This is a genomic window from Fulvivirga imtechensis AK7 (assembly GCF_000331535.1).
Taxonomy (GTDB): Bacteria; Bacteroidota; Bacteroidia; order Cytophagales; family Cyclobacteriaceae; genus Fulvivirga; species Fulvivirga imtechensis.
On record NZ_AMZN01000014.1, the window covers coordinates 1 to 14,103 of the forward strand.

11 protein-coding genes are annotated in these 14,103 nt (G+C 41.8%); 2 read left to right on the forward strand and 9 right to left on the reverse strand.

Annotation, left to right across the window (positions count from 1 at the left end):
* Window positions 1-209: 209 nt before the first annotated feature.
* Together C900_RS04465 and C900_RS04470 are read left to right on the forward strand one after the other, a co-directional pair.
* On the forward strand, window positions 210-467 hold the full coding sequence (locus C900_RS04465; protein WP_009578434.1) for a hypothetical protein: 258 nt from the start codon (window positions 210-212) through the stop codon (window positions 465-467).
* 84 nt (window positions 468-551) lie between these two features.
* Window positions 552-1,700 carry an adenylate/guanylate cyclase domain-containing protein gene (locus C900_RS04470; RefSeq protein ID WP_051052772.1) on the forward strand — a complete coding sequence of 383 codons (1,149 nt, stop codon included), beginning with the start codon at window positions 552-554 and terminating at the stop codon, window positions 1,698-1,700.
* A 63-nt stretch (window positions 1,701-1,763) separates the two neighbouring features.
* Here the strand turns inward: C900_RS04470 and fabF are convergent, their stop codons facing one another.
* The 9 genes from fabF to C900_RS04515 form a co-directional block, all read right to left on the reverse strand.
* A complete protein-coding gene (fabF, locus tag C900_RS04475; RefSeq protein WP_009578437.1) occupies window positions 1,764-3,017 on the reverse strand; it encodes a beta-ketoacyl-ACP synthase II in 1,254 nt (417 codons plus the stop codon).
* A gap of 1 nt (window position 3,018) precedes the next feature.
* Complete coding sequence (locus C900_RS04480; RefSeq protein WP_009578438.1) at window positions 3,019-3,573, reverse strand: TetR/AcrR family transcriptional regulator; 555 nt, start codon at window positions 3,571-3,573, stop codon at window positions 3,019-3,021.
* A gap of 56 nt (window positions 3,574-3,629) precedes the next feature.
* Window positions 3,630-4,037: a response regulator gene (locus C900_RS04485; protein WP_009578439.1), complete on the reverse strand. Its 408-nt coding sequence runs from the start codon at window positions 4,035-4,037 to the stop codon at window positions 3,630-3,632.
* Entirely contained in the window at window positions 4,034-5,044 is a 1,011-nt protein-coding gene (locus C900_RS04490; RefSeq protein ID WP_009578440.1) for a PAS domain S-box protein, read from the reverse strand. The genes C900_RS04485 and C900_RS04490 overlap by 4 nt, the downstream gene beginning before the upstream one ends.
* Before the next feature lie 839 nt (window positions 5,045-5,883).
* Entirely contained in the window at window positions 5,884-8,874 is a 2,991-nt protein-coding gene (locus C900_RS04495; RefSeq protein WP_009578442.1) for an AsmA family protein, read from the reverse strand.
* Window positions 8,875-9,284: 410 nt separating this feature from the next.
* Entirely contained in the window at window positions 9,285-9,647 is a 363-nt protein-coding gene (locus tag C900_RS04500; protein ID WP_157493893.1) for a hypothetical protein, read from the reverse strand.
* 51 nt (window positions 9,648-9,698) lie between these two features.
* Window positions 9,699-11,138: an aldehyde dehydrogenase family protein gene (locus C900_RS04505; RefSeq protein WP_009578444.1), complete on the reverse strand. Its 1,440-nt coding sequence runs from the start codon at window positions 11,136-11,138 to the stop codon at window positions 9,699-9,701.
* Window positions 11,139-11,266: 128 nt separating this feature from the next.
* Window positions 11,267-11,953 (reverse strand): OmpA family protein, encoded by a 687-nt coding sequence (locus tag C900_RS04510; protein ID WP_009578445.1) that lies wholly within the window; start codon window positions 11,951-11,953, stop codon window positions 11,267-11,269.
* Window positions 11,954-11,972: 19 nt separating this feature from the next.
* Entirely contained in the window at window positions 11,973-13,988 is a 2,016-nt protein-coding gene (locus C900_RS04515) for an OmpA family protein (RefSeq protein ID WP_009578446.1), read from the reverse strand.
* Window positions 13,989-14,103 lie beyond the last annotated feature (115 nt).

Here is a 14,103-nt window from a genome sequence, read left to right on the forward strand (position 1 = left end):
CTTCGGGTGTGCTATACAGGCGTCTGACGACTCAAAACCGTCTGGCGCCGGGTTGCTCACAGCAGTTTGGTATTTGGAACAAGAAGTTTGTCTGACCGCCACAATATTTCAGCTCTTGCTTTAGAAAGCACGGGTACCCCGTCAGCACGGCTCAAAGCCGTCTGACGGATATCAACCGAAGGTCGTTCCAAGCAATTGTATCCACATGTATGAGGAAAACCCTCACCGCATTCAAAACAACACGGCATACATATTTTACGCTGAACGGTTTTTACTATATCAAAGAAAATCAGGCAAATAACCTTATAGATCAAGGACAAGAGGCAGCTTCTGATCATCATAGAAACTATAAACATTTGAAAGCTTTACCCGGTGTCAACCCCATGACTAATTATTACCGGAGAGATCAATCCTACGGGGTAGAAACTTACGCCCGGTTTTTGCTTTTATGTACTGGTATCGAATAAATTTCCCGGAAGCCTAAACCAGAGATTACCTGGGTTTTAGAAAATCTGATAGCAACAAAGCCCTGGCGGCCCGAAGTAAAGGATATGAAAAAGCTTATCTCCAATAATTTAAAAATCAGACTACGAACTGTAGTGTTTATCACCATAGGTTGGATCTTTTTGGGGGTCCTGAACATATATTATAATCATCTGGTACGGCTATCGCAGCAAGCCTTCGAATTCAATGATTATGAACTTGAGACGGTGCTGGTTACTAATGCATTCGCTGTATTCATTGGTGGGCTTGTCGGGGGGTCTCTGATGATATTCTTTTTAAAAGATAAGCTTCGCAGATTTCCATTAGGGCTGGTGATCATTATCAATACCCTTTCATTTATCCTGATCATTGCCCTGGTAAGTATCCTTGCTTTTGTTTTTTACTATTGGCTATTAGCAGGACCTTCTTATTTTGACGGAGATCTCTGGTTTAACCTTGAACAGTTCATTTTCAGTTATGCATTCTTGCTTAACCTGATCGTTTGGACGGTAATTTCAACTACAACCATGGTCATTCTGCAAGTCAATGATAAATATGGAAGAGGCATGTTCCTGGACTCCATTTTGGGCCGATATCATACACCAAAACACGAAGAGCGGATATTTATGTTTCTTGATCTGAAGTCTTCTACAACTATTGCCGAACAGTTGGGTCACAAAAAGTACTTCAAATTGCTTAACAGGTTTTTTGATGATGTTACAAAGGGTGTTATAGAAAGCAAAGGAGAAATTTATCAGTACGTGGGTGATGAAATTGTGATCACGTGGAAAATGAATGAAGGCCTGGAAGGCGCCAACTGTGTTAGATGCTTCTTTGAAATTGAGCGCATAATCAATAAAAAGGCCTATAAATATATGGAAAAGTACAAGCTCACCCCTTCTTTTAAAGCAGCCCTGCATGGCGGAGAAGTAACAACGGGAGAGGTGGGTACCTTTAAAAAAGATATAGTGTTTACCGGAGATGTACTGAATACAACCTCGCGTATTGAAGATAAATGTAATGAATTTGGCGCCAAATTACTGGTATCTGCCGATCTTGTAGCACAGCTACAGTTAGACGGGGAGTTTGAGGCAAAAGAAATCGGAAATGTTGAGCTGCGCGGTAAGCAGAACCCTGTAAAAGTATATACCATTTCAAGGTGTTTTGTCGGTGAGGAACAATTAGAAGATACGGAAGGGGCTTTGAACATGGCATAGTACCCAGCCTGTCAGTATTTTAAGCCGGCTTAAAAAAGCCGACTTAAAATAAAACCTGCCTATTTATTTTCCCTCCCATTTTTTAAACAATGCTATTGCATTATGTCCTCCAAAACCGAAGGTGTTGCTCATAGCATAGTTAATTGTTTTTTCTACCGGTTTGCCCAGGGTAAGGTCAATACCTTCAGGCATTTCGGGATCAACATTAACGGTGTTAATTGTAGGTGGAATGATATTTTCCTGCACTGCCTTTACTGCGGCAATAGCTTCGACAGCGCCTGCTGCACCAAGTAAGTGCCCGGTCATTGATTTGGTAGCGCTGACATGAAGCCTGCTCAGATCATCTTTAAATAACCTGGCAATGGCATTAAGCTCTGAAACATCTCCTACGGGAGTGCTGGTAGCGTGAAGGTTGATGTAATCTATTTCCCCAGGCTTAATTTGGGCATCCTCCAGCGCCATCTCCATGGCCAGGATAGCGCCCAGGCCTTCCGGATGTGTGGCAGTAGCATGATATGCATCATTTGACATACCAGCGCCCACTATCTCCGCATAAATAGTAGCACCCCTTGCTTTTGCATGCTCCAACTCCTCCAGGATCAGTGCACCAGCACCCTCACCCATTACAAAGCCATCACGATCTATATCAAAAGGTCTGGAAGCAGTAGCAGGATCATCGTTTCGGGTCGACAAAGCCTTCATGGCTCCGAATCCACCGATACCAGCTCTGGTGATCGGGGCCTCAGAACCACCTGCCAGCATTAAATTGGCCTTCCCCCATTTGATATAGTTAAAGGCATCCATAACAGCGCTTGTGGAAGATGCACATGCTGAGACAGTACAATAGTTTATTCCCCGGGCGCCATACCTAAGCGCAATAGCCCCGGAGGGCGTATCAACCAATATTTTTGGAATAAAAAATGGGGAAAAGCGTGGACCACGATCAGAATGAGCATATTCTATCACCTCCCTTTCAAAAGTATCTATCCCCCCATTTCCCGAGGCCCAGATCACCCCAAATTTATTAAGATCGATCTTCTCCGGATCCAGGTGACTGTCCTTTACAGCCTGCTCTGATGCTATAAGGGCATAAAGGGTGAATGGATCATTTTTTCTTACTTCTTTTCTGTCAAAATGATCTTCAAGATCCAATCCTTTCAGCTCACAGGCAAATTTTGTCTTAAATAGTTCTGTATCAAATTTCGTGATCGCTGCAGCACCATTTTTGCCGGCAATGAGACTGCTCCAAAAGGTATTGGTATCATTCCCGATGGGAGTCAGTGCTCCTAGCCCTGTTATAACTACTCGTCTTGTCATGTCAGTTAATTGTTAGGTCTAATTTTATCTGGTTTTTAATTTTTTGAAACTTCTCCCCGCCCACTACTCGGGCTATTTGCAAGCCGGCTGCAAGGCTGGTAACTACAACGGAAGCTTTATCTTCTGCCGTACCCTCAAAATGGAACGTCTGTGCTTTTCGGCCCTCCTCTAATAGCTGTGTGAGCCAATCCGTAACTTCCTTAACCATGATCCGGAGAGACTGTTGCATGCTTTCCGGAATAGCCATATAGTCACTGGATAGAGAGCCTACCATGCAAATCCTATTGTTCTTTAGATTATTATCATATATTCCGAAAAACTGATCCAGTTGCTCTATATAATCCAAATGCGCTGTGAGCTTGCTCCACTCGCACAGCCGCACCCGCTCCTGGTCAATTACTGCACAACCTAATATCTCTTTAGACGGAAAGTGATAATGAATAGCCGCATTTTTTACCGACAACGGCTTAGAAATATCATTGAAGCTGAAGGCATTATATCCCTTGCACTGTATAAGATCTTTGGCAATGTCCAATATCTTTTCACGGGTGGTCATCAACACAAACTTACTTATTAGTAAGTAAACAACCAAGTACCCTCCTGATCTTGGGACTATTTTTGCAGGAACAACTCCGATAGCGCCGGAATATTCTTTATCCTTTGGCAGTTATCAACAGTTATTGGCTTTTCTATATAGCCAAAAACTCTTTCAAATTCTTTGGCTTTCTCATGATCCGCTCTGTCTACCGAAGATGTTACGATGATAACATATACCTGATCTGCAAACGGTGTCTCATCTAGTGCATTAAGGAATTGCCAACCATTCATAACAGGCATGTTGATATCCAATAGTACCAGGTAAGCCGTATCATTGGTTAGATTTGCCGAAATACACTCCAGAGCTTCCCTGCCATTAATTGCTGTCATCGGTTGAGCGGATAACTCGCTTTCGGCAACTACATTTTCATGTATAAAGGTGATCACCTCATCATCATCCACAATAAGTGTTTTCAAAGTCATTCTTTATAATTTTTTATAACCTCCGATTTTCTAACTATATCTCTCACAATATCATCGAGTTCTCTGGCTGAACTCATTACCAGCTCCAATATCTCTTTAGGCTCCTTTTTTCCTGTTTTCTTCAGAGAAAGCATATTGAGCAACCCCATCATACGCGCAAGAGGGGCTCGTACCACGTGAGACTGTGACCAGGCAATTTCATATAACCGCTCATTTTGTTCCTCAATGGCTTGCATATACCGTACCCTGTCTGTTATATCCAATGAAAGCACCAGACGCGCCCGATTACCCTCAAATTCAATTAAATTACTCTTGATGTCAACATAAATGAGTTCCCCTGTTTTTTTTATATGCCTATATTCTCCCCACGAGAAGATACCCGATTTCTTATTAGCTTTTACAATACTTTCCACCATTTCTATGTCCTCCTCAGGGCGGATATCTTTGATCGTCATATTCAAAAATTCCTCGCGGCTGTATCCATAGTTTCTTATGGCGGCTTCATTTACATTTAAAAATTTAAGGGTATCTACATCAAAAACCCACATAGGGATTGGGCTGAAGCTAAAGAGACTTTGATACCTTTCTTCGGAGTCCCTCAACTTATGGGCTATGCTTTTCTTCTCCAGGTTATATGCTATACTTTTTGTAAGATAAGAGCCGTTCAAATCACTTTTTCGAAGACAATCCGATATCCCAGGAGAAAGTGTTTTGGCTGTAAACTCCTTGTCACTGCCGCTACAAAGTACAATTACAGGTATATCATTTGCCAATTGACCCAGATCGCTGACCTGTTTTCCGGCAGTATTATCCTGTAGTGATACATCAAGTAAAATAACATCGTAGTGGAAGCCTCGTGTTAAACTTTCCCGGGCCTGATCAAACGTTTTTGCATGATGAATGATGGGTTTTATGATCTCTTCTTTGAGAAATTTTATGATCTGCGATGCATCATCGGCACTGTTCTCAACTAATAAAATAGTAAGCTCTCTTTCAATTACATTCATTAAGGAATACTTTTCATGAACTCCCACCCGCAAAAATGGACATTACGTCTGGGCTTATATAAAAAATTAGATTACATGTTTAATATGATCTGTTTAGTCAAGCGGCTTATTAACAAAAGTTGATTGCCGGATTTCGGGTAAACAGAACCAGCATTGCCGCTCTATCTTTTACTTTACAGGAGTTCGACCTAGCAAAAAACCGACTAAAGGCATGCATCCCAGGAAAATCGCCCCAAAACCCTCTGTTTAGGGTCATCCTCAAGAATGGATGACGCCCATTTTCAAGCATTTATCCAGAACTCACGTTACTTTAATTAAAATATTTTCATTTATCCAAAGAAAACAGCCGCACAAGGATTATTGTTAAAAACTACCTCAGATCCTGGTTGATCCCTGCTGTTCGCCAAATACAATTCTTATCCTTTTAGCTACTTGTAGGAGATTTGTTACATAGTTCTTTAAATGAAACATCACCATCTGGCTGATGCTGATAGACCTTCCCCAATGAACACGTTCAAGGTGGGGATTGCTACATTTCCTTCGCCATAATGTTAATTTGTGAATTTTCCTGGAGACACTACATAGCATCAGCATTTATCGTCCAGGGCCAGTACTTTAGCAAAAAAGGGGAATTAATGATCCACAGGAAAATCCAGTCTTGCTTCTTTCTTACATAAATGCTTTTATAAACCAATTTGAATTTGCGCTGAGACATCGCTCAGGAATGAGTTGCTCCTACCAGAATGACCATTAAAAGAAGTAATCCCATTTACCTGGGATGCAATGATGGGATTACTTCTATGCTTTTGCGATGCCGAATTGTTTGAGCGTGTTCTCTTTTAATTTCCGCCCTTCTTTTTCTTTTTAAAGAGATCCTTGATCTTATCCTTTGCTTCTTCCTCCACTTGCTTCTTCAGGTCTCCATCTTCCGTTTTAGTAGTATCTTTCTTATCCCCTCCTAAAATGTTCCCGATCACCTCTTTGGCCTTGTCGTCCTTCACTTCATCCAGCAGATCGGTGGCAGCACCTTTTACCTCTTCTTTTGCTTTCTCCTTCACGGCTGTTTTTACCTCTTGTTTCTGATCGGTCATTAATAGTTTCGGCTGGGGATTATCATAAGTACCCCCTAGTCCAATTGTAACTGGTATGGTGGAATTAGGATCCGTTTTTCCTCCGGTATAGGATGATACAAAGCTACTGAACTGAGACCCCAGCTTACCGGCGGGTACATCCATTTTCAAATCATAGCCAATGCTTCCATCCAGAGCGGTAGCACCTGAAATAGTAGTTTTATAGTTGCCAAGCTTCACATCAAAAGGCTTCACTTTTAGCTTACCATCCTCAATGGTCACTGACATCAGTACGTCCTTCATCGTTACATTATCAGTATCTTCGAGTTTGGTGAGACTTGTAATGCCTTTTACGATCTTAGAATCACTCAGTGTAGCCTGAGCAACTTTCAGAAGGCCTCCACCGGACACTGACTTAAGATCAGGCATCATTTCCTGATCGAGTAGACCTTTTACATTGAAATCTGTTGACACTGTGCCGTTTACATTTTTTGCAATAGGAGCAAAGCCCTGTACTAATGAAAAAGTTTGATAGGCTTTCTGAATGGAGAGATCCTGTATACCAAGCTTGAAATCATACTGCGGCTTTTCAATATCACGGGCATCATAAGCGCCATTCACTACAAAAGCACCGCCAAGAAGGTTGAATTTCAGGTTGCTTAGGTTAGCCACTCCACCCCTAACGATAATATCGCCCGTTGCATTGGTAATCTCCATGTCCATTACCTTCGCTGTCTTAATATTTGATTTAAGTACGAAATCGATATTCTCAGGTACCTGGATCACACCATATGACGCCTCTTCCTGACCTACTGCAGGTGCAGCCTCCTCTTCCTCGGTCATAAACTCATTAAGATCAAGTAAGGTAGAACTGAAGTTCATTGTGCCTTTTATAGTCTGATTTTCGCCAAACATATAGCCAATGTAGTTACTTATGGATCCATTAATGCTCATGTCGCTTTTACCGACAGTACCTTTATAATTGGAAAGTGTCATCTGTCTGGGATCAAAAGAAGCAGTTGCAGAAGTGATAGTCACATCATAGGGTAGTTCCTTATCAGCATATTTAAAATTTTGCACTGTCACTGTACCGCTGGTAGGGAGTTTTTCATAACGCTCCGCATCAAGATCGGACATTCTACCTGCAGTGCTGATATCAGCGTTGATCTTCCCTGCGAGTGTCATGCCCTCAACAGGGAATACTTTGGTGATCTTTTCCAGGTCGATACCTCCTTTGGCAGAAAGATTCCAGGTATAATTGTCGAGGTTTTCGAGTACCAGATTAGCCTTAAATGGTTCGCCATCCATGACCATACTAAAATTGTTAACGATAGCTTTGAAGTCACTCATTTTACCGGTAGGGTCCGTCACCTTTGATTCAAAATTTACATTTTCGAGAGCGTAAGGAAATTCTGATGTTTTTACATAGCCATCTTTCAGGCTCATGGTAGCATCAATTTTGGGAATTACCTGCTTCACGCTATCATAGATCCCCGAAGCTGTCAGATCAATATTGAAGCTTCCCCTCATGTTCATTCCTTCCATCGGGAACATCGTACTGAGTTCACCGAGATTCAGGTTCCCCTTCACTTCGGCATCCATGTCGTAGTTATACAGATTTTTCACTAACATTTTGGCATCAATCGGGTTTTTGCCAAAATCCATGTGAAACTGCTTGAGGTGAACAGTAGTATTGTCAATATTGCCATCCTTATTATCCACAAGCAGGTCCATGTTGATATTTTTTATGGCCGTTGGAAGATCCGGATACTTAAACATAGCCTCATTCACCTGTAAAGCAAGGTTAAATGCGGGCATATTTAAGCTGTCATATTTACCCTTTACCGCTCCATTAAAGGCTAGTGTCCCCTCAGTTTGTATGTCTCCAAAATCTGCAGTATAAACCCCTGGCACCAGGGACAGCAGGCTTTTAAAAGTATTTTCCTGTGTGCCATAGGTGATGTCCATATCCATGCTGCCATCTTCCAGCAAAGCCAGAAATCCATCAAAACTCAGGCTAAAATCATTGACCTTCACTGCATTTTCTTTAAAAGTATATCTGCTGTACTCATCACTTATGCTCAGCACCATGTTTGCTTCTAAGGTTTTGCCGGAGATATACTCGGTACCGTCAAAATTTACATCTACCGAACCAACCTTGGTATAAGTATTCAGATCAAATACATCCTGAGTAAAATCTCCGCTACCACTGTGCTGAAGGTTCTTTAACTCCATTCTGAAAGGTAAGGTCTGATCATCGTACACCACATGACCGTCTTTTATTTCCCAATGATCTATCCCTATGTTATATTTTACGGCTGCTGTGTCTGCTTCCCCTTCATCTGCCGGTGACGAGGCATCTGCGATAGCAATATCATAGTTCGCGGTTCCATCAGGCAGTACCTTGATAAAAACTTCCGGGTGGTTAAGCTTTATACCATTGATCTTGATTTGATCTCCAAACAGGCTAAAAAGATCAACCTCTACCTCAAATTCCTGAACTGCGAAAAGGATCTGCCCTTCGAACGGGGCCCGGTTGATCACTCCAAAGTTATTGAGCCCTGCTGTTACATTCGGAAAATTGGAAAACAGGGAAAGGCGGAAATCATCAGTATCCCAGACAATATCTGCATTTACCGATTCGGCCAATGCTTTATCTATACTGGCCTTTATGTCGTCTTTAAATACTACCGGAATTATAAATGCTGCCGCCAATAATATCACAACGATACTTGCTATGACAATCAGGACTTTTTTCATGTGTATGTAATTTTAATATTGAGATTTAGTATTGAGTATTAAGACCAAAGTAAGCAATCAATCTTATCGGAGGCCTATTATGTTAAGTATTATTCAGTTCGTCTTATATTAACCAAATTTAATAAAGAATAATGCAATATCTAAGTTAGAAATTATTTAACGTGAGTTCGATATAGTAGAACCGATTAAATTGTATTCTTATAACAAAACAGATCTAAAAGCCTTCTTTTTAAGGTCATTCTGCCTGTCCCGAACTTGCCTTCGGGGAGGCACGAAGAACCTTACTAAGCTCAAGGATACCATTAACAACTTAGGAAGATCCTTCTCCGGAACGCCTTCGGGAAAGGATGACTGCCCTTTTTTAAGCATTTTATATCGAACTCACGCTAATTAAAAATATGTTAGAAATACTAATTGCGATACAGTTTTACCATAATATCATCGGCAAATGCAAGCTCCATATAGCGGGGGGTCTTTTTTACTATCCGGTATTTCAACTCTATATTATTATCTAATCTTTTGAGGGTAAGTTCATTATTATTGGCTCTCCAATAAAAGTTAATATTTGTAGGCTCTTTGACCAGCAGGGAGTGGGGCTGCCCATACACCTTGAGCTGCGCGTGATGATCTTTAAAAAAGACAAGATCTCCCTCAATCTCTTCTTCTCCCAATTGCCACAGTACGCTCCACTTATCATATGAGTAGTCTGTCTCGGAATTTTCCGCACACCCTGATATCAAAACACAACACACTAAAGCTAGTCTTTTCATCATTCTCTCGTTTCCTAAAAGATTAACGATAATGAAAGACAAACATTGTATGTGTTAGAAATACTTAGTCAGAAGTTTTACAATACTTTTTACCCTGTTATTGTATGGTGGGTATACCGTTTTCGTTGTGGTGAAGCCAATCCGTTGCCTGAGCACAGGCTTTTCGTTAGAAAATGCCAGAAAACCATACCATCCATGTGATTTTCCCATGCCACTATTGTTCACTCCACCGAAAGGAAGGTTGGGATGATTGAAGTGTAGCACACACTCATTGATACAAACCGCTCCGGAAGAGGTCGCATTCAGGATCGCTCTCTTATTTTTGTTGCTTTGACCAAAATAATACAGGGCTAGTGGTTTTGGTTTATTATTAACAGTTTGTATAACATCTTCAATGCTTGAATACTCTACTACCGGCAATACCGGACCAAAGATCTCTTCTTCCAATATACGGGCATCTTCGGCAACATCCGTAAGGACAGTTGGCGGAATAAATCGATCCTCCGAGACGAGATTACCTCCCATAACAATGTTGGCGCCTTTTTCCACAGCATCCTTTATCAGTCCGTCAAGCCTGTTGAAATGGTTGTTGTTAATGATCCGGGCATAATCCTTTGACTGTTGGAATCCCTGACCGTCATGGTTAAATAAACGCTGAGATGCCAGCTTAAGCTGATCTATAAACGCGCCCTTTACCAGAGGGTGAATAAGCACATAGTCAGGCGCCACACAGGTCTGTCCATTATTTATAAATTTCCCCCAGGCGATCTTCTCCGCAGTATCTTTAATATTGGCAGTTTCATCAACAATGGCAGGGGATTTACCACCCAGCTCCAGCGTTACAGAGGTGAGGTTTTCCGCAGCCGCCCTCATGACGTGCTTGCCAACAGCAGGACTTCCCGTAAAGAAGATATGATCGAATGGCAATTGTAACAAGGCTTGTGATACGTCCACTCCACCATTAAATACCCTCACTTCGTCTTCCGTAAAAATATCACCAATCATGCTATCTATCAACTCTGAAGTATAGCGAGTCATTTCAGACGGCTTCAGGATTACCGTATTGCCGGCTGCCAATGCCGACACAAGCGGACCTACCGCCAGATTAAAAGGAAAATTCCATGGAGCAATGATCAGGCACACACCTTTGGGCTCATACCTGATGAAGGATGTCGTACCCAGCATAGAGACCGGGGCATCTACTTTCTTTGGTTTTGCCCAATTTTTCAGGTGAAGCAGAGCGTGCTTTATCTCAGTAAGTACCGGATATATTTCAGTGATGTTAACTTCCAGAGCTGGTTTCTTAAAATCGCGGTAAACGGCATCCTGTATGGCCTTTTGGTTTTTTTCAATCCACAACTGCAATTTTTTCAGCCTTTTGGTCCTTTCATTGAGCCTCTCTGTGCGTAGGGTGAGAGCTTTGGCCCGCTGTTTTCTAAAGACCTCGCTGTAGGTATCTATAGATGCTTCCTTCTGATGGTTAGGGTCACTCATAGTTTAAAAATACAAAAAAGAATGATGTCATACGATATCATTCCCTGAAGATTTCAAACGCGTGAATGAAGATTTTGAGGTAGTTGTAAAAGATCTTTCGATCTGGTAAAAATCAGAAGCAAACTTTACTAATTGGATAAAATTCTTACCTCTACCCTTCGGTTGCTTCTTCTGGATTCGTTGTCATCTCCACGGCTAAGCGGCTGAGTTCCTCCAAATGCCCTTGTCTTAATTCTTTTTTTATCTATTCCTTTACCTACGAGATATTCTTTTACAGCTTCCACTCTCTCTTCGGAGAGCTTCATGTTTTGTTTGGCATTGCCACGAAAGTCGGTATGCCCCTCAAGCTGTATGGTAATATTCTCATTCTGTTTGAGCATTTCCACCAATTCATCGAGCTCCTGATGGGAGGCATCAGTAATTTCTGCTCTTCCAAGAGCAAAGATAAGCTTCTCAAGCCGGATAAGCTTGTTTACTCCTGTTGGCTTAAGCTCAATAGTCTTAAAAATCCTTCTGTCGGTAGCATCAGAAGCCTTTATGGTTTCCGAATATGGAGAATAACCGTCTGCTGTGATCATCACAGCATAGTCACTACCATTTTCTATGTTAAAAGAAAACGAATTGCCGGAGAATACGCCAATCTTACTCCCATAGGGCAAGCTTTCATATTTAATCTTTGCCTTAACAGGTTCCCTGGTATCTGCATCTATAATATCCGCCTTCACCATTACCAACGTAGTGTCTTCATTCTGTGCTGCGGCTCCGAAGCAAATACATACGGCAACCAATACACCAAACATTCTATTAAAGCCCATAGACCCTCCTTGTTATTACTTATTCATTGACGATTTGGAATTCTACTCTTCTGTTTTTCCTTCTTCCTTCTGCTGTCGTATTCGGAGCTGTTGGTTTTGTTTCTCCAAAATATTTTATAGCCAGCCGGGCATCATCAGCTCCTTGTTTTACCAGGTAATCACGCACCGAACGTGCTCTGCGCTCTGAAAGCCCCAGGTTGTATGCTTCCGGTCCGGTGCTGTCTGTATGGCCTGAAATGATGATATTCAAGCCCTTGCGCTCCTTGAGCAATCCGGCAACGCGATTTAGCTCAGGAAAAGACTCCTGTTTTAGCGATGCCTTGTCAAATTCAAAGAATACATTATTAAGCACCACTGTAGATTCTTTTTCGATCGGCACCAGGAACAGGCTCATTTCGTCCATTTTGTGTTCAGCGTCTTTTTCATAATTTCTCAAATCGATATTCTGGCTTTCAGCTACAAACCCCTCGGCTTCTGCACGTATGCCGTATATTTCTCCTGCCGGAAGCAAAATTTCAAAAACTCCTGTTTCAGCGTTTGATTCAGCTATACCAATTTCCTTGCCATCTGATAATCTTTCATAGATAATTTTCGCTCCTATGGGCTTATTTGTCTTGGAGTCCAGTAATTTTCCCTTCACTAATATTACCGGCTCAGGTTGTTTAAATACAGGAAGTGCAACCCTGAAAATATCCATATCTTCTTCGCTCACTCCTTGGGAGTAATAAGCAAATTCGCTGTTGCCGGGGATATTAAAAAACAAGTCCTCATATTGTGAGTTGATAGTGGGGCCTAGGTTTTCAGGCTCCGACCAGTTGGTCCAGGTGTCATCGAGCCGCTTGGTAACGAAAATATCACTAGCGCCAAAGCCACTATAACCATTTGAGGAGAAATAGAGAGTTTTGTCATCTGCTGCCAGAAAAGGAGAGGACTCTTCGCCAGCGGTATTGACCTTGTTGGAAATATTCATTGGCTCGCTCCATGAACTATCTTTTTGTAAAAAGCTGACATAGAGATCGCGTCCACCGTAGGAATCTTCCCGCATAACAGACATAAGCAGCACTTTACGATTATTGGCCAGGAAAAAATTAGCCTTTTCAGAATAGTTATAATCATTAATAATATTAAGCGCCACCGGCCTTGACCAGACGCCACTTGCATTGGAACTAACCGATACGCCAGCGGCCATCTTTCCCTTATCCAGGTATTGATTACCGAGTACCAGCAAAACAGATTTGCCATCAGGAGTAACGGAGCTTACAAAGTTAGGACCGGCATTATTTAAGCCTTCACCCATATTCTGCGCCAGCTTCCACTCACCATTCTCATCCAGTTCAGAATACCAGATATCTTCGGGGTCGTCTTCCCCTCCCACATTCTCAGGGTGGTTTTTTCTTGAGAAGTACAAGGTTTTACCATCAGGGGAAAGCAGCGGCTTGAATTCTTTATAGGTACTGTTTACATTCTCGCTTAATCTTTCTTTCAGAATTTCAGGATTGATGAATTCCGGAATACTGATCTCGGGAATAATAGGAATATCTGAGTCCGTGATAGCAATAGCATCTATGCTGTAGTATTCTGGCACTGCGGCTCCATCCATTTCAAGTTTCACCGCCTTTACCTTATAGGGTGTTTCTTCAATAAATACATTGAGCATTCTGCCTTTAAGAGGCACGGCCCTGGGGCTAAAGGTATTTACCAGGTACTCTGTGTCATTTTCGTCATATACAAACACCCTGAAGATAGCGCTCGGATTATACGATTCTGCGATGGCTATCTGCCTGATTTGCAAGGGAGTTTCAAAGCCAACTTTTATAAATTCTTTCTTGTTGGCCCGTTCGGGTGTCCAGGCGTTAGGATTTTCACCGCCTGCCGGGAGCACATTTGGCTTACCCAGAATTTGGCTTGCTGAATATTGAACGGGTGTTAACTCTGATGAAAAGTCAATTACCTCTGAAGCCCATTGTACAGTTTGCGCCTGAGTGTTTAAAAAAGCAATAAATATTAATAGAAGGAGGGGTAGAAATTTTTGCATATGTAGGTAAGAACTGTTTCAAGTATAAATTATCCCGCGGTAAACATAATTAAATTTTTACTTTGTTTCCAAGCACATTGGAGTAAAAGGCCGAAAGTCTACCTCAATTATGGAA